This window comes from Streptomyces durbertensis, from assembly GCF_014156695.1.
In the GTDB taxonomy this organism is placed as follows: domain Bacteria; phylum Actinomycetota; class Actinomycetes; order Streptomycetales; family Streptomycetaceae; genus Streptomyces; species Streptomyces durbertensis.
In genome coordinates, this window is the sequence record NZ_WMLF01000014.1 from 1 (window position 1) to 16613 (window position 16613).

The following is a 16613-nucleotide window of genomic DNA, read 5'->3' on the forward strand; positions in this document are numbered from 1 at the left end:
GGCTCGGGCCGGGCGCGGTGAGCGCCGGGTCGCCGCGCAGGATCGCCTGCTCCAACGTGCGGGTCTCCTCGCCCGGTTCGAGTCCCAGCTCGTTCACCAGCTCCTGGCGGGTCGTGCGGTAGGCGGCGAGGGCGTCCGCGGTGCGGCCGCAGCGGTAGAGGGCGAGCATCAGCTGGCGGGTGAGGCGTTCGCGGAGCCGGTGGCGGCGGGCGGCGGCGCCCAGTTCGTCGACGATCTCCTCATGGCGGCCGAGGGTGAGGGCGAGTGCGAAGTGCTCCTCGGCGGCGGTCAGGTGCAGTTCCTCCAGTCTGGGCTGCTCCACCGCGCGCAGCGGGGTGTCGCCGAGGTCGGCCAGTGGGGTGCCGCGCCACAGCGCGAGCCCTTCGGTGAGCAGCCCGGCGGCCTCGGCCGGTTCGGTGGCCGCCAGCTCACGCGAACGGAGCAGCAGGGCCCGGAATCTGCCGAGGTCGGTCTCGTCGCGGTCGGCGACGAGCAGGTAGCCGCCGGCCTGGGTGCGGATGCGCCCCTCGGGCAGCAGCCGGCGCAGCCGCATGACGTAGTTGCGGGTGGTGGTGCGCACGTTCGCCGGGCGCTGCCGGCCCCACAGCAGCTCGGCCAGCTCCCCGACCTGCGCCACCCGGCCGGGGCGTAGGACAAGCGCGGCGAGCAGTGTCCGCAACATGGGTGCGGTAACCGGCAGTTCGTCACCGTGGTCGTCGACCACGGCCAGCGGGCCGAGGATCCTGAACTCCATGGACACCTCCGCGGCGTCGCTCGTGGTCGCGACCGCCCGGGCGGCGGTCCGCTGTCCCTGGGTACCGACTCCCGGGAGTATCGCGATCTTGTCCGGTCGTACCCAACCGTAGGCGTTGTTCTGTCCACGGATCGTGACCCTCCCGGCACAGTGCCCGCGTCTCGTGCGCGTCGGCGCGCGGCGCCCCGGGCGGCGGGGCAGGCTTGGGTGGTCGGCGGTGGGACACGGTGAGAGTCGGGAGGTGGCAGGGGATGGCTGGGCAGCCGGAAGGCGGGCCGCTGCGGTGCCTGGTGACGGGGGCCACGGGCTACCTGGGCGGGAGGCTGGTGCCCGAGCTGCTCGCGGCCGGTCACCGGGTGCGGTGCCTGGCGCGGACGCCGGGGAAGCTGCGCGACCACCCGTGGGTCGGCGACGTGGAGGTGGTGCGCGGCGACGTCCTCGACGAGGAGTCGCTGCGCGAGGCGATGCGGGACGTCGACGTGGCGTACTACCTCGTGCACTCCATGGGCGGTCCGGACGACTTCGAGCGGACCGACCGGCGGGCGGCCCGGATGTTCGGCCGCGCCGCGCGGGCGCGCGGGGTGGGCCGGATCGTCTACCTGGGGGGCCTGACGCCCTCCTCGGTGCCGGAAGGGCAGCTCTCGCCGCATCTGCGCTCCCGGGCGGAGGTGGGGCGGCTGCTGCTGGAGTCCGGGGTGCCGACGACGGTGCTGCGGGCCGCCGTGGTGCTCGGCTCCGGCTCCGCGTCGTTCGAGATCCTGCGGTACCTCACCGAGCGGCTGCCGGTGATGGTGACACCCGGCTGGGTGCGCACCCGGCTGCAGCCGATCGCCGTGCGGGACGTGCTGCGCTACCTGGTGGGCAGCGCGGGGATGCCGCGCGAGGTGAACCGGGCCTTCGACATCGGCGGGCCGGAGGTGGTCACCTATCGGGAGATGATGCGCAGGTACGCGGCCGTCGCCGGGCTGCCGCGCCGGCTCATCGTGCAGATCCCGCTGCTCACACCGAAGTTGTCGAGCCTGTGGATCGGTCTTGTCACCCCGGTGCCCGCGTCCCTCGCCCGTCCGCTCGCGGAGTCGCTGCGCTGCGAGGTGGTCTGCGAGGAGCAGGACATCCTCGGGTACGTGCCGGACCCGCCCGAGGGCCGGACCGGCCTCGATGAGGCGCTCGCGCTGGCTCTGCGCCGGGTCAAGGACGCCGACGTCGCCACCCGCTGGTCGTCCGCGGCGGTGCCCGGCGCGCCCAGCGACCCGCTGCCCACCGACCCGGACTGGGCGGGCGGCAGCCTCTACACGGACGAGCGGGAGCTGGTGGTGCCCGCCTCGCCGGAGGCGCTGTGGCAGGTGATCGAGGGCGTCGGCGGGGAGAACGGCTGGTACTCGCTGCCGCTCGCGTGGGCGGTGCGCGGCTGGCTGGACCGGATGGTCGGCGGGGTCGGGCTGCGCCGGGGCCGCCGTGACGCGCAGCGGCTGCGGGTCGGCGACTCGCTGGACTTCTGGCGGGTGGAGGAGATCGAGCCCGGCCGGCTGCTGCGGCTGCGCGCCGAGATGCGGCTGCCGGGCCTGGCCTGGCTGGAGATGTACTGCGAGCGGGACGAGCGGGGTCGGACGCGCTACCGGCAGCGGGCGCTGTTCCATCCGCACGGGCTGTCGGGGCAGGCCTACTGGTGGGGTGTCTCGCCGTTCCACGCGGTGGTCTTCGGCGGGATGGCCCGCAACATCGCCGGGGCGGCGGTCAAGCAGGAGGCGGCCGCGCCCGCCCGTTGACCGGCACGGGCGGGGCGGCCCGTGCCGCGCGGGGGCCTCAGAGTTCGTCTTCCTCGACCGTGTGCACCGCGGCCTCCTCCGCCGAGGCGGCGGCGCCGTCGACGCCGACGTCCTCGGCGACCAGGTCCTTCTCCCGGTCGGTCCGCACGCCCTCGTCCTGGGCGACCAGCCGGCCGCTGCGGCGGTCTCCGACCTCGGCGTCGCGCGGTTCGCCCTCACCGCCGGGCACGTCGCCGACCCCGTCCCCGGCGGGTGCGGCCACGTCGGGTTCCTCCCTGGCCAGGCGGCCCTCCAGCGGTTCCCGCTCGTGCTGCTCGGCCGCCGTGGTGCCCCAGCTCTCCGCGGCGAGCGGCTTCTCCGGGGGTGAATAGCCTTCCTCGATCGCCGGGTTGGCGCCCCGCTCGACCAGCGAGTCCTCCGGGTCCAGCTGGGCGGCGTCGTCCTCGACCTCCCAGCCCTGCGGGCGCTCCTCCGGCTGGTACACCTCGTCGCCCATCGGGGCCTGCTCGGCGCCGGTGTCGCGCGCGGCCGTCTCAGGATTCTCGGAGTTCATGCCTCTCTCCGTCCGACAGCGGTTGGTGATCTTCGGGTACACCGGTTCGTGTGCCCACAAACCCGTCGGACATCCCCGGACCGGTCCGGCCGGCACCAGAGGCGGAGTCGGTGGGGGCGGCCGCGGGGGTAGCGCGGCGGCCGAGCAGTTCCGACGCGTGCCACAGCAGGGCGTAGGCCAGCAGTGCCACCGCCAGCGCCGCGCCGCCGCCCTTGGCCAGCCCGGACAACAGGTACTCCAGCCGCTCCCCCGGGGTTCCCTGGCCGGGACGCCGTACGACCTCCAGCACCCCGCCGAACAACGCGGCGGCCGCCAGCCCGCTCAGCACCAGGCCGTTCGCCCGGGACGGCCGGGTGGCCCGTTCCGCCGGGCCGAGGCGGTTGCGGCGCCAGGCGCGCGCGACCCACCAGAGCAGCACCGCGCCGCCGGCCAGGGTGCTCAGGTGCTGCAGCAGCCGGGCGACGTCCAGCCCCGCGACCACGTCGGCGCGCATGAAGGCGTAATGGCGCACGACGTAGCCGTCCCAGTGGGTGAAGGAGTCCCACAGCACGTGGGTGAGTGCTCCGAGCGCCGCCGAGACGAGCACCCACGGCAGCAGCCGCGCCCGTTCGGCGGCCGTCCGCCCGGTCGCCACGCGCGACGGGCGCAGCGGCAGCAGGGCGGCGACCGGGCGGCGGACCGTCCAGTAGAGCGCCAGCAGCGCCAGCGCCAGCAGCAGGTCGAGGCGGAGGATCCCGAGGAGGGAGTGCGTCTCGGTGGCGTTGACGAAGTCCCGGTACCAGGACTGCGCGGAGACCGGTACGTCCAGGAAGTACGGCACGTCGGGCGCCATCGCGCCGGCGACCAGCGCGGCGGGGACAAACGGGCGGCGGAAGAGCGGCAGGACCGCCGCGGGGTGGCACAGGGTGAAGGGCACGACGGTTCCTCGTGGGCGGGTGAAGGGGGGTCGCGGTGCGCGGGCGGCCCGCGGGCCGCCCGCGCGGCTCAGTCGGTCGACGCGCGGGGTCGGCGCAGCAGCCTGATCAGGGCGGCCGGCAGCACGGCGAGCGGGAGCAGCGCCAGGCCGGCGAGCACCGGGCCCGGCTGCCCCGCCCACATCCAGTGGCTGAGGGCCGCCAGCGGGGCGCAGGCGAGCGCCATGGCGGTCATCTCGCGGACGCCGTTGCTCCGGGAGCGGACGGCGAGCACGCCGCCGGTCACCGCGAGGACCAGCAGCGGCCAGGCGCCGTAGTCGGTGGTGACGCCGAGCAGTCCGGCGTGCAGGGCGGCCACCGGCAGCCAGGCGGCAAGCGCCACCAGTCCGGCCGTCCGGGTCGCGGCCGCGGCGGGCGGCGCGTCCGGCGGGCACGCCCAGACGACCACGGCCGCCAGCACGGCGGCGGCCGTGGAGAGCATCACGGGGTCGTTGTGCACGCCCTGGAACACCAGCATGGCCAGCGCCGAGGCCAGCAGCCCCAGGGAGGTCAGCCGGGCGCCGGGCGCCCACCGCCCGGTGAACGCGGTGACCGCGCCGACCAGGACCAGCAGGTGGGTGGCGGCGAGCAGCCCGTCCGCGACGCCCAGCTCCAGGCTGGTGAACGGGAAGGCGCCCGCCCCGTGCGCCGCCCATCCGACCCACATGCCGGAGAGCCACCAGGCGAGCCGCACCGCGGTGGCGACCGCGGCGGCGGCCACCGCGTAGGGCGCGGCGATCATCAGCACCGCACCGAGGGGGCCGGCGGAGCCGAGCCCGAGCCGCAGCCGTACCGCGTGGCCGGCGATCCCGGCCGCCTCGCGCAGCCGGACGGTGGCGGACGCGCCGCGCGTCGTCTCCCGGTACACGTCGGCGATCTCCGGGCCGTAGTCGCGGCGGTAGGCGGCCGGGTAGAGCCGCAGCAGCCTGTCGATCATGACGTCGCCGCCGAGGGCCTCGGCGAGCCGGCGGCACCGGAGCCGAACACCCCGAGGCGCCGGCTGGCCTCCCGCGCCGTGGCCGCCAGCCGCTCGGCCTCCCCGGCCAGCCGTTCCCTGCCCTCGTCGGAGAGCGCGTAGAGGCGGCGCAGCCGGCCGTCCACGACCTCCTCGCGGTGCACCTCGATCAGTCCCTGCTTGAGCAGCCGCTCCAGCGCGCCGTAGAGGGTGCCGGTGCGCATGGTCACCTGGCCGTCGGAGATCTTCCGGATCTCCTGGGTGATCGCGTAGCCGTGGCGGGGCTGGTCGGCGAGCGCGGTCAGCAGCAGCAGCGTCGGTTCCTGCATCACACGTGGAGTCATGTCGACAATATATGTCGCCCAACGACATATGCGCAATGCCGACCCGTCGCGAGCCGCCGGCCGGCCGGCGGATACCCTGTCCGAGCAGCCGGTTCGCGCCGCCAGCCGGGCGGACGCGTCGCAAGAGGGAACCCGGTGGGAGTCCGGGACTGCCCCGCAGCGGTGAGTGGGAACGACCGCCGTCAACAAGCACTGGAGACGATCCGGGAAGCGACGGCCAGTAGGTGTCCGGCCCTTTCCGGGCGCGTCCACGAGTCCGAAGACCTGCCGGCCGCCCGCGCGCCGCACCGAAGGCGCGCGGCCCCGCCGACGGCCCGGGCGCGCGACCCGCGCCGGCCCCGACGGCGACTTCCCTCGACTCGCGAAGGAGAGTTGACGTGGCCGACACGACCACCGCCCCGACCACCGCATCCACCGCCGGACCGACCGCCCCGGCGAAGACCCCGGCGGACTCCCGCGTCACGCTCGCGCACATCATGAGCGAGCACGACACCAACCTCTACGGCACGATCCACGGCGGAGTCGTGATGCGCCTCATCGACGACGCGGCCGCCGCGGCCGCCGGCCGCCACGCGGACGGCCCGGCGGTGACCGCGTCCGTGGACGGCATGAGGTTCCTCGCCCCGGTCCGCGCGGGCGACCTGCTCAGCGTGCACGCCGAGTTGGAACGCGCGGGCCGCACGTCGATGACCGCCTCGGTGCGGGTGACCGCCGAACGCTGGAACGCCTCGGGGCCGGCGGCCGATGTCGCCACGGCACGCCTCACCTTTGTCGCGATCGACGCCGAGGGCCGGCCGCGCCCCGTCCCGGCGCTGACCGCCGGGACCGCGTGACCCGGCGGCGGGGGCGGACGCCCGAGCCGCCCCCGCCGGCCGGCACGGACGGGGCGCCGCGGCCACCGCTCGCCGACGCGGACGGGCGCCGCGCCTTCTCCGACGCCCGCACCTTCTCCGGCGTCTGCCACGGCACGCTCGGCGAACTCTTCCAGGGCCCGCTGCGGTTCGCGGGCCGCCCGGAGATCGCGCTGGTCTCCTTCCCCGTCGACCGGCACGCCTGGCGCCACTTCACCACGGACCCGACCGCCGCGCCGGGTCCTCTCCCGCCCGGCGAGCGGTCCGCCCTGGCGGCCGAGATCTTCCTGCGGCACCACCACCTGACGATGCCGCCCGGCCGCTGGCACGCCCACTCCGAACTGGCCGTCGGCGTGGGCATGGCCAGCTCCACGGCCGACGTCGTGGCCACCCTGCGCTGCCTGTTCCGCGTCTTCGACCTGCCCTACGACCGGCGGCTGGTCCTCGACACGCTCTCCCGCGTCGAGCGGGCGGACAGTGTGTTCCTGGAGGAGTTCGCGCTGTACCTCAGCGGCGCCCACCGCGTGGTGCGCCGCCTGGGCTCGGCCGTCGGGTTCCACACCGTGTACCTGGTGGAACCGGCCCTCGTGGACACCCACGCCGTCACCCCGCGGCTCACCGCGCACTACCGGCGGCACGAGGCGCCGTACGCGGACTGCCTGCGGGACATGCTGGAGGCGTTCGAAGCGGGCGACCCGGCCGCCGTGGCGCGCGCGTCGACCACCAGCGCGACTCTCTCCCAACAGGTGTTGCCCAAGCGCGACTTCGAGACACTGCTCGATCACCGGGCCGAGTTCGGCGCGGACGGGATCTTCGTCGCGCACACCGGGTCGGTGCTCGGCTACCTCTTCACCCGCCGCCCCTCCCCCGCCCTGAAGGGAGAGCTGTCCGCGTTCTTCCACTCACTCGGGCACCAGTGCTCGTTCGCCCGGACGGGATACGGGTGAGCGCCCCGGGGTCGATGCGGGACGCCGGGCGCGGGCTCAGCCGAAGAGGCTGCGCACCCTGATCGTGTGCACCGGCCGCTCCTCGCCCGGCGCGCCCCGGACCCGCCGCTGCTCACGCCGGGCCGCCCGGGAGGGCTTCGCCCGGGCCCGGGGCGCCGACTCCGCCCCGCCGCTCTCACGCCCGCCGCTCTCACGCCCGTCGGCGCGCACCGGCAGTACGTCGCCGGCGGACTCCGACGCCGCGCGCTCGGCTTTGTCTCCGGCCGTCATGACTGCCTCGGAGCCTCAGAGGGAGACGGCGTTCCAGTCCCGTGGGACGCCCGACGCGCCGCCCTCGCGCACCGCCTCCACCACGGCCTGGTGGAGGTTCCGGCTGTCCGCCTCGGACTGGCATGCCACCGGGCTGCCGCTCATGGTGTACCAGTCCGACGCGCCGCTGTACTGCACGGCAACGTAGGCCTGGGACCCGTCCCAGGTGGTGTGCACGGTCACGTCACCGGTCATGACGCCGAGTTCGTCGCTCCGTACACCTGCCGACCCGGTGAACACGTTGGTTGTGGTCCACGACGCCCAGGCCATGTCGATCACCCCTTCGCACCTCGCCGTACTTCATCGTGACAACAATCCTCCATGAGCGGTATTCCGGACTTCCAGAGGTTTGACGGATAAACCGCTCTTCTTTGCCGTTTTCGCGTCAGTCACCACTCCCCTACCACCTCCTTCTCACACGGTGGTTCCGATCAGTCACTTTCCGTCTCCTCGAGATCCGCCGCGACGTGGTGCGCCCACGACCTGACCCGCTCGGGATCGCGGAAGTCCCCGCCGTGCCCGCGGCGCACCAGTTGACGGGCGAACCAACCCGGGGTCTCCGTGGTGACGCTCCCGCCGAAGGTGACGTGCTCGCGGGCGCCCAGCCGGGCGGCCAACCGCTTCACACCCGGCGCGGGCGGCACCTCGCCCCTGGTCGCCGAGTCGTCGATCGGCCCGCTGCTGAACAGGAACACCGGACGATCCGCCAGTTCCCCGCCGTGCCGGCGGGCGAAGCGACGTGCGTCCCCGTGCCACCGGCCGGCGTACAGCGCGCCGCCGAGCACCACCGCGTCGTAGTCCGCGACGTCCTCCGCCTTGCCCGCCGGCACGACGTCGGCCTCGCAGCCGTCCGCGCGCAGGGTGGCGCCGATCTGTTCGGCGATGCCGGCGGTCGACCCGTGCCGACTGCCGTACGCCACCAGTACCCGTGTGGTCATCTCACTCTCCTCCTTCGTTGCCTTCGTCCGTGCCGTCCGCCGGGGCTTCGACCCGACGGGCTCAGAGGCGTCGCTCCGCCTCGGCCACATGGCGCTTGACCGCGGCGAAGCTGTCCGGCGCCACGGACACCGAGTTGATGCCCGCGCGCACCAGGAACTCCGTGAACTCCGGGTCGTCGCTCGGTCGCTGTCCGCACAGGCCGACCGTGCGGCCCGCCGCGTGCGCGTCCCGGATCAGGGACTCGATGCTGCGCGTGACCGCGGGGTCACGCTCGTCGAAGACCTCGGCCAGCGCCTCGGAGTCCCGGTCGACTCCGAGGGTCAGCTGCGTGAGGTCGTTGCTGCCGACGGAGAACCCGTCGAAGCGCTTCGCGAACTCCCGTGCCAGCACGATGTTGGACGGGATCTCCGCCATCACCATCACCCGCAGCCCGTTCGCGCCGCGCCGCAGGCCCTGCTCCGCCATCACCTCCAGCACCCGGTCCGCCTCGGTCAGCGTGCGGCAGAACGGGATCATGACCACGACGTTGGTCAGGCCCATCTCGTCCCGCACCCGACGCAGCGCGCGGCACTCCAGCGCGAAGCCCTCCCGGTAGCCCTCGGCGTAGTAGCGGCTCGCGCCGCGCCAGCCGATCATCGGGTTGTTCTCGACGGGCTCGAAGGGGCCGCCGCCGAGCAGCCGCGCGTACTCGTTGGTCTTGAAGTCGCTCGTCCGCACGATCACCGGGTCCGGCCAGCGGGAGGCGGCGATCCTGGCCACCCCTTGGGCGAGCCGGTCGACGAAGTACTCGGCGCGGTCCTCGTAGCCCTCGGTGAGCGCGTCGAGCCGGGCGCGGTCGTCCTCGTCCAGCCGCCCGGGGTGCAGCAGCGCCATCGGGTGGGCGCGGACGTGGTGGGCGACGATGAACTCCAGCCGGGCCAGACCGACACCGTCCGCGGGCAGCCGCCACCAGCGCATCGCCGCCGCCGGGTCGGCCAGGTTGAGCATCACCTTGGTCCGGGTCTCCGGCAGTTCCGCGAGGTCGATGTGGGACTCCTCGTAGGCGAGCAGGCCCGGGTAGACCCGCCCTTCGTCGCCCTCGGCGCAGGACACGGTGACCTCCCGGCCCTCCGCGAGGACCCGGGTGGCGTCCCCCGTCCCGACCACCGCCGGCACGCCCAGTTCGCGGCTGACGATGGCCGCGTGGGACGTCCGGCCGCCGTGGTCGGTGACGATCGCCGAGGCACGCTTCATGACCGGTTCCCAGTCCGGGTCCGTGATCGAGGTGACGAGCACCGCGCCGGCGGGGAACTCGTCGAGGTCCACCGGGGCGTCCAGCACCCGCACCGGACCCCGCCCGACCGCCTCGCCCACCGCGCTGCCGGTCACCAGCGGAGTGCCGCGCTCGGTGAGGGTGTAGCGCGCCAGGACCGCCGAACGTCGGTTGGCCTGCACGGTCTCCGGACGGGCCTGGACGATGGAGATCTCGCCGGTGACGCCGTCCTTCGCCCACTCCAGGTCCATCGGCGTGCCGTAGTGGCGCTCCACCGCGACCGCCCAGCCGGCCAGCGCCCGCACCTCGCTGTCGTCGAGCACCCGGGAGCGCCGTTCGGCGTCGCTGGTGTCGACGGTGCGGGTCAGGCCCTCCTCCCCGTACACCGCCTTGCGCTTCTTGCCGCCGAGCCGCACATGGATCACCGGGTCGAGGTCCGGCTTGTCCAGGGTCGGCTTGAACACCGTGTACTCGTCCGGGTCCACCTGCCCGCTCACCACGGTCTCCCCCAGCCCCCACGCCGCGCTCACCATCACCACGTCCGGGAAGCCGCTCTCGGTGTCCAGGGTGAACATCACGCCCGCGCCCGCCAGGTCGGAGCGCACCATCAGCTGGACGCCGACGGACAGGGCCACGGACAGGTGGTCGAAGCCCATGCGCCCCCGGTAGTCGATCGCCCGGTCGGTGAAGAGCGAGGCGTAGCAACGGTGGCACGCCTCCAGCAGCGCGGGCAGTCCGCGCACGTTCAGGAACGTCTCCTGCTGCCCGGCGAAGCTCGCCTCGGGCAGGTCCTCGGCGGTGGCGCTGCTGCGCACCGCGACCTCCGGGTCGACGCGCCCCGCCACCCGGCCGAGTCGCGCGTACGCCTCACCGATCTCCGCCGCCAGCGGCGCCGGCAGTTCGGCGGACAGCACGGCGGCGCGGATGGCGGCTCCCACGTCCGCCAGCGGGGCGCCGGCGGCGAGCCGGTCGAGCTGTTCGTCGAGTGTCGCCCGCAGACCGTTGTGGTCCAGCAGCTCCCAGTAGGCGTCCGCCGTGGTGGCGAAGCCGTCCGGCACCCGCACCCCCGCCTCGGCGAGCTTCCCCGCCATCTCGCCCAGCGAGGCGTTCTTCCCACCCACAAGACCGACGTCTCCACGGTCGAGCTTGTTGAACGGGATCACGCGCGCGGCCTCTGCCATGGTGTCCTCCGTGGACCGTGGGTCCGGCACGGCTCTCGCACCGGCACGTTTCCACCGTCACACCGGCAACCGGCTGTGTCGCGGTGCCGAAGGGTCCAGCGGGAGGGGACGACCGGCCCTCTTCCCGCTGGACGGCCTCACCGCTCGACTTCGGCCGGATCGCGCGTTTGGCGCGCGCGACCCGGGTAATCCGACAGAAAGCGACCGGGCTCCTTCGAGGCCACTGAAGTCGCGGACCAGGAAGGCGAGTTGATGGCTGACGTACTGCGCGTGCTCACCGGCGACGGACAGAAGGTCGAGCCCGGTGAGGAGTTCGGCTCGCTGACCCTGCGCGCCGAGTCCGACGGCGGCCCGGCGGGCGGCCTCGTGGTGAGCTTCTTCGTCGACGATCCCTCCGGCACCGGGACCGGGTTCCACGGCGGCTCGCCGGTCATGGTGACCACCGACGTCCACGGCGCGGCGACCACCGACGTCCCCCTGGTGGCCGGCGACTCGGGCGGGACCGTACGGGTCCTCGCGACGGCCGGCACGGTGACGGTCGAGTACACGCTGGAAGTGGTGGCCGGCGGCTCCTGACCGCCACGGCTCCGGCCGGCCACTCTCGGCACCCGGGCGTCACGGAGCGTTCACAGCCGTGTCCGTTCGGGGTCGCCGAGCCCCCATAGCGTCTCACTGCCTCTCACCCCTACCGAGGAGTAATGTGAGCGCTTCCACTGTGACCGCGCTGGCCACCGCCATGCTCATGGCGACCGGCGGATCCGTCCAGTCCCCGGTCCCGGTCCACGCGACCGTCCAGACGCCGCCCGTCCACGACGACAAGGCCGGCGGCTCGGCCGACGCCGACGACCCCGCCGTCTGGGTGGACCCCCGGAATCCCGCACGCAGCCTGGTCATCGGCACGTTGAAGAAGGCCGGCCTCGACGTCTACGGCCTCGACGGGCAGCGCCTCCAGCACATACCCGCGCCGGCCGCCCCCGCTCCCGGCGCGGCCGCCGGGCGCTTCAACAACGTCGACGTGCTCTACGACTTCAAGCTCAACGGGAAGAAGACAGACCTGGCGGTGGTCAGCGACCGGGGCCGCGACCGGATCCGGGTCTTCGCCATCGACCCCGCCGCGGTCGCGGCGGGCCGCCCGCCGCTGCGGGACGTCACCGCCCCCGACGTGAAGCCCGTGTTCGCCGCCGACGAGGCGGAGGTCGACGGACAGCGCACGTCCTACGGGCTGACCACCTACCGCGACGGCAAGAAGGCCTACGCGGTGGTCTCCCAGCGCAACGAGACGCGGGTCCGGCTCCTGGAACTCCAGGACCGTGACGGCCGCGTCGGCTACCGCACGGCGGACACCCTCGACCTCCCCGACGCCTTCGAACTGCCCGGCGGCAACCACTGGACGCCGTGTGACGACCCCGGCGAGCGCCCCCAGGTCGAGGGCATGGCCGTCGACGCCGAGGAGCACGTGCTCTACGCCGGCCAGGAGGCCGTGGGACTCTGGCGGGTGAAGCTCGACAAGGGCGCGTTCAAGAAGCCGAAGCTGCTCGACAAGGTCCGTGAGTACGGCGTGCCGTGGACGTACGACGCCGTCGAGGAGGAGTGCGTCCTGCACACGGGGGACGACCCGGGCTTCGGCGGCCGGAACATCACCGCCGACGCCGAGGGCGTCACCGTCTACCACGCCGGCATGGGCAAGGGCTACGTGCTCGTCTCCAGCCAGGGCGACGACACCTACGCCGTGTACCGGCGCGACAAGGACAACAAGTACGTCGGTTCGTTCGCGATCACCGACGGTCCCGCCACCGACGGCGTGCAGCACTCCGACGGCGCCACCGTGGTCAACGTGCCGCTGGGCCGGAACTTCCCCAAGGGCCTGCTGGTCACCCACGACGGCGAGGCGACCCCGACCGAGCCGGGCCGGGACGCCGACGCCACGAACTTCAAGTTCACCCCCTGGGACGCGGTCGCCGCCGCCTTCCCCAAGCCGCTGAAGGTCGACACGAAGTCCTTCCACCCCCGCGACGCGGACTGACACCCGCGGCCCGCCCGGCGCCCCGCGACCCCCGGCGTCGCGGGGCGCCGCTCGTGCTCCGGGCCGGCGCCCGCCGGAAATCGTTTGCGGCGCGCGACGGGCAGACGCGAGGGTGCGTGCCATGACAACAAGACAGCGGCACGAGTGGCGGATCCGGGACTACCAGCCGGGGGACTGGGACTCGATCTCGCGCATCCATGACGCGGCCCGCCTCGACGAACTGCGCGACTCGGTGGGGGTCGAGGCGTTCCTCACCCTCGCCGAGACCCACGAGGGCGAAGGGCTCTTCGACGGGCAGGTCTGGGTGGCCGAGGGCCCCGAGGGCAGCGCGGAGCCGGAGGTCGTCGGCTTTGTGTCCCTCGAGGACGACGAGGTGTCCTGGCTGTACGTGGACCCCGCCCGCTACGGCCAGGGCGCCGGCTCCGCGCTGCTGCGCCACGCCGTGGCCCGGGGCGGACCGCGGGTGGAGACCACGGTGCTGGCCGGCAACAAGCGGGCGTTCGACCTCTACGAGCGGGCCGGATTTGTCGTCGTGGAGACCCGGCACGGCCGGCTGGTGGGCAACGAGCGGTTCGAGGCGACCGGCCACATCATGGAGCACCGCAAGCCGGACGGTACGCCGCGCCGGAAGGTGTGACCGACTGGCACGGACCGACCGCGCACCCGCCGCACGCATCCGCCGAGCGCACCCGCGGGCCGGGCGCCCGGCGCTGCGGGGCGCAGATGCGGAACGCACGCCGGAGTGGTGACATCGGCGACTGTCGCACGCCGTGTCGGAGGTGGCACGTTCTCTCTGTGGCCGAGCGGAGGGAGGACGCGTGAACCAGGAGCACGCCGCGTACTGCGGGGCGGACCCCCGCTTCTACGACGCGATCCACCGCGCCCCCGACGCCGCGCAGGCCGTTGCCGTGGACGACGCCGCCGCGGACGGCGAGGCCCGGCGGTCCGGCTGGTACCGGCGCGCCCTGGAGCCCGCGCCCGGCGGCTGGACCATGGCCCGGCGCGGTGACTGGCTGTCCCTGGCGCCCGAAGGCGCGCGGCTTCCCGCGCAGGGCTGGAAGATCCACGTCTCCGCCGCGCTGGACAACGCGGAGGCCGTCCTGGAGAAGGTCTTCGCCGTGTGTGTCGCCCGGCGGACGCCGTTCAAGTTCGTGCCGTCACGGGCGCTGCTGCTGCGGCGGAACGCCAAGTACGCCGACCGTTCCGGAAGCGGCAAGTTCGTCACCGTCTACCCGCCCACCGAGGACGGTCTGCGGCCGCTGTGCCGGGAGTTGTGCGAGGCGCTGGACGGCGAGCACGGCCCGGACGTGCTCAGCGACCTGCGCTGCGGCCCGGCTCCGGTGCACGTGCGGTACGGGGCGTTCGCCGGCCGGTACGTCGTCGGCGAGGACGGCGCCCCGATCCCGGCGATCGAGGACCCCGAGGGCCGTCTGGTACCCGACCGCCGCGGGCCGGGACTGCACGTCCCGGAGTGGGTGGAGCTGCCGGAGTTCCTCCGCCCGCACCTGGCCGCCCGGCAGTCGGTCAACCTCGCGGAGCTGCCCTACGCCGTCGAGGGCGCGCTGCACTTCTCCAACGGCGGTGGCGTGTACACCGCGCGGGACACCCGGACCGGTGAGCGGGTGGTGCTGAAAGAGGCCCGGCCGTACGCCGGACTCGCCGCGGACGGCGCCGACGCCGTCGCCCGGCTGGAGCGGGAGAGGCGGGCGCTGGACCGGCTCGCGGGACTGGACTGCGTGCCCGCCGTGCGCGACTCCTTCTCGCTCGGCGGCCACCGCTTCCTCGTCCTGGACTTCGTCCCGGGCACCACCCTCAACACCGTCTTCGCCCGCCGCTTCCCGCTCGCCGCCGCCGGCCCCGACGCGGCGACACTGGCCGAACACGCCGAGTGGGCACGCGAGTTGTACGGGCTCGTCGAGCGGGCGGTGGCGGAGGTGCACCGGCGGGGCGTGGTGATCGGCGACCTCCACATGTCCAACGTCATGGTCGACGAGGGCGGCGCCGGCGGCGCGACCCGGGTGGTGCTGCTGGACTTCGAGGCGGCCTCGGTCGACGACGAGGAGAGCCGTCAGATCGTCGCCAATCCCGCGTTCGCCGCACCCGCCGACCGGCGCGGGACGGCGGTCGACCGGTACGCGCTCGCCTGTCTGCGGCTGGCCCTGCTGCTGCCGCTCACCACCGTACTGGGCCTCGACCGTCACCGGGCGCCGGCACTCGCCCGGGCCGCGTCGGCCCGCTTCCCCGTGACGGAGACCGAACTGGCGCCCGCCGTGGCGGAGATCCTGCGCGGCGCCCCGGAGGCCGAGGGCCCGCCCCCGCCGTCGGTACGCGACTGGCCGCACGCCCGGGACTCGATGGTCCGGGCCCTGCTCGGCTCCCGCACCCCGAACCGTGACGACCGCTGCTTCCCCGGTGACATCCGGCAGTTCGCGTCCCCGGTCGGCGGACAGTCCTTCGGCTACGGCACCGCCGGCGTGCTCTACGCGCTGCGTGCCGTCGGCGCGGAACCCTGCGTCGAGGCGGAGGAGTGGCTGCTCGACCGCGTCAAGGCACCGGCCTCCGGCAGCCCGCTCGGCTTCCACGACGGCCTGGTGGGCGTCGCCTGGACGCTGGACCGGCTCGGACACCGCGAGCAGGCGGTCGAACTGGCCCTGCGGGTCGCGGACGAGCCGCTGACGGCGCTCGCCCCGGACCTGCACAGCGGTCAGGCCGGCCTCGCGCTGGCACTGGACGACCTCGCCCGCGCGGCGAGCGGCAAGGAGGCGGTCCGCCTCGCCGACGCCGCGGACCGCTGCGCCGACGCCGCCGCCCGCGCCGTCCGCGAGGGCCGGCCGACGCCGCGCGCCGGGCTGCTGCACGGCCCGACCGGCGTCGCGCTGATGCTGATCCGACGCTTCGAACGGACCGGCGAGGAGCGGCTGCTGGACGAGGCCGAGCAGGCCCTTCAGCATGATCTCGACCGCTGCCGTCCGGGCGGGCCCGACGCCGCGCAGGCCGACGCGGCACTGCTGGTCCTCGACGGGAAACGCGGCATGCCGTACCTCGGCGGTGGCAGCGCGGGGCTGGCGACCGTGCTCGACGACTTCCTCGCCCACCGGCCCGACCCGCGGTTCGCCTCGGCACGGGAGGGCCTGCGCCGCGCCACCCACTCCGCCTTCTACATCCAACCCGGCCTCTACCGGGGCGTCGCCGGGATCGCACTGCACCTGGCCCGCGCCGTCTCCCGCCCCGACGGGGATGCCGCTCACGACGGGGACGCAGCTCACGACGGGGCTGCCGCGCGGGACCGCGCCGCCCTGGAACGGCACCTCGACCTCCTCGACCTCCACGCGATCCCCCACCGAGGGGAGATCGCCTTCCCCGGCGAGCAGTTGATGCGCCTGTCCATGGACCTCGCCACGGGCACGGCCGGCGTCCTGCTCGCACTCGGCAGCGCGCTGGGCGGTCTCCGCTCCGCGCACCTGCCCTTCCTGCCGCCACCCGGCGGCCCACAGACCGGCCCCGGACCCGGGGTCGCCACCAAGTGAGTTGTCCTCACATCCGATGGAAAGGAACGCACATGTCGCTTCTTGACCTGCAGACGATGGAGACCCCGGCCGTCGAGGAGTCCCTGGACGAGCTGGCCACCGGCAGCCAGGTGAGCCTGCTGGTCTGTGAGCACAGCTCGCTCAGCGTCACCCTCTGCACCCCCTGACCCCGTAGCCGTCCCGATGTCGCCGCGCACGCGGCGCGGGGTGTCCCGGACCTCGAGTCCTGGGCACCCCCGGGGCGGCTCCGCCCTTTCCC

Annotated in this window: 17 protein-coding genes and 1 riboswitch; of the genes, 8 read left to right on the top strand and 9 right to left on the bottom strand. The window is 74.2% G+C overall.

Annotated features, from left to right (window positions below):
* Nucleotides 1-754, bottom strand: a 754-nt coding sequence (locus GL263_RS01935) for an AfsR/SARP family transcriptional regulator (RefSeq protein ID WP_182853769.1), incomplete at its 3' end; no start/stop codon positions are given.
* A 251-nt stretch (nucleotides 755-1005) separates the two neighbouring features.
* Here GL263_RS01935 and GL263_RS01940 point away from each other — a divergent pair.
* Entirely contained in the window at nucleotides 1006-2520 is a 1515-nt protein-coding gene (locus GL263_RS01940; RefSeq protein ID WP_182853770.1) for an SDR family oxidoreductase, read from the top strand.
* 37 nt (nucleotides 2521-2557) lie between these two features.
* Here GL263_RS01940 and GL263_RS01945 read toward each other — a convergent pair whose 3' ends face one another.
* The 4 genes from GL263_RS01945 to GL263_RS01960 form a co-directional block, all read right to left on the bottom strand.
* Nucleotides 2558-3073, bottom strand: coding sequence for a DUF5709 domain-containing protein (locus GL263_RS01945; protein WP_438947901.1), 516 nt, complete (start codon nucleotides 3071-3073; stop codon nucleotides 2558-2560).
* Entirely contained in the window at nucleotides 3054-3989 is a 936-nt protein-coding gene (locus tag GL263_RS01950) for a DUF4184 family protein (RefSeq protein WP_182853771.1), read from the bottom strand. The genes GL263_RS01945 and GL263_RS01950 overlap by 20 nt, the downstream gene beginning before the upstream one ends.
* Nucleotides 3990-4057: 68 nt before the next feature.
* Nucleotides 4058-4963, bottom strand: a complete 906-nt coding sequence (locus GL263_RS01955) for a hypothetical protein (protein ID WP_182853772.1) — start codon at nucleotides 4961-4963, stop codon at nucleotides 4058-4060.
* Nucleotides 4960-5325 carry a PadR family transcriptional regulator gene (locus GL263_RS01960; protein ID WP_182853773.1) on the bottom strand — a complete coding sequence of 122 codons (366 nt, stop codon included), beginning with the start codon at nucleotides 5323-5325 and terminating at the stop codon, nucleotides 4960-4962. Before GL263_RS01960 ends, GL263_RS01955 begins: the two co-directional genes overlap by 4 nt.
* A 72-nt stretch (nucleotides 5326-5397) precedes the next feature.
* A riboswitch (cobalamin riboswitch) is annotated at nucleotides 5398-5611 on the top strand.
* Nucleotides 5612-5702: 91 nt separating this feature from the next.
* Here GL263_RS01960 and GL263_RS01965 point away from each other — a divergent pair.
* Complete coding sequence (locus GL263_RS01965) at nucleotides 5703-6158, top strand: acyl-CoA thioesterase (protein WP_438947902.1); 456 nt, start codon at nucleotides 5703-5705, stop codon at nucleotides 6156-6158.
* Nucleotides 6155-7123, top strand: a complete 969-nt coding sequence (locus GL263_RS01970; protein ID WP_182853774.1) for a GHMP family kinase ATP-binding protein — start codon at nucleotides 6155-6157, stop codon at nucleotides 7121-7123. Before GL263_RS01965 ends, GL263_RS01970 begins: the two co-directional genes overlap by 4 nt.
* 36 nt (nucleotides 7124-7159) lie before the next feature.
* On the opposite strand, the gene GL263_RS01975 is transcribed toward GL263_RS01970, so the two are convergent.
* The 4 genes from GL263_RS01975 to ppsA all read right to left on the bottom strand — a co-directional run bounded on the left by GL263_RS01975 (nucleotide 7160) and on the right by ppsA (nucleotide 10804).
* Entirely contained in the window at nucleotides 7160-7393 is a 234-nt protein-coding gene (locus GL263_RS01975; protein WP_182853775.1) for a hypothetical protein, read from the bottom strand.
* Between the two features lie 15 nt (nucleotides 7394-7408).
* Nucleotides 7409-7702, bottom strand: coding sequence for a hypothetical protein (locus GL263_RS01980; RefSeq protein ID WP_182853789.1), 294 nt, complete (start codon nucleotides 7700-7702; stop codon nucleotides 7409-7411).
* Between the two features lie 161 nt (nucleotides 7703-7863).
* Nucleotides 7864-8370: a flavodoxin domain-containing protein gene (locus GL263_RS01985; protein WP_182853776.1), complete on the bottom strand. Its 507-nt coding sequence runs from the start codon at nucleotides 8368-8370 to the stop codon at nucleotides 7864-7866.
* A gap of 61 nt (nucleotides 8371-8431) precedes the next feature.
* On the bottom strand, nucleotides 8432-10804 hold the full coding sequence (ppsA, locus tag GL263_RS01990; protein ID WP_182853777.1) for a phosphoenolpyruvate synthase: 2373 nt from the start codon (nucleotides 10802-10804) through the stop codon (nucleotides 8432-8434).
* A 252-nt stretch (nucleotides 10805-11056) separates the two neighbouring features.
* On the opposite strand from ppsA, the gene GL263_RS01995 reads away from it, so the two are divergent.
* From GL263_RS01995 to GL263_RS02015, 5 genes are all read left to right on the top strand, one after another.
* Nucleotides 11057-11380 (top strand): hypothetical protein, encoded by a 324-nt coding sequence (locus tag GL263_RS01995; RefSeq protein ID WP_182853778.1) that lies wholly within the window; start codon nucleotides 11057-11059, stop codon nucleotides 11378-11380.
* Nucleotides 11381-11504: 124 nt separating this feature from the next.
* Nucleotides 11505-12827, top strand: coding sequence for a phytase (locus GL263_RS02000; protein ID WP_182853779.1), 1323 nt, complete (start codon nucleotides 11505-11507; stop codon nucleotides 12825-12827).
* Between the two features lie 121 nt (nucleotides 12828-12948).
* Nucleotides 12949-13464: a GNAT family N-acetyltransferase gene (locus GL263_RS02005; RefSeq protein WP_182853780.1), complete on the top strand. Its 516-nt coding sequence runs from the start codon at nucleotides 12949-12951 to the stop codon at nucleotides 13462-13464.
* Nucleotides 13465-13645: 181 nt separating this feature from the next.
* On the top strand, nucleotides 13646-16354 hold the full coding sequence (gene lanKC, locus GL263_RS02010) for a class III lanthionine synthetase LanKC (RefSeq protein WP_182853781.1): 2709 nt from the start codon (nucleotides 13646-13648) through the stop codon (nucleotides 16352-16354).
* A 32-nt stretch (nucleotides 16355-16386) separates the two neighbouring features.
* On the top strand, nucleotides 16387-16521 hold the full coding sequence (locus GL263_RS02015; protein WP_182853782.1) for a SapB/AmfS family lanthipeptide: 135 nt from the start codon (nucleotides 16387-16389) through the stop codon (nucleotides 16519-16521).
* Nucleotides 16522-16613 lie beyond the last annotated feature (92 nt).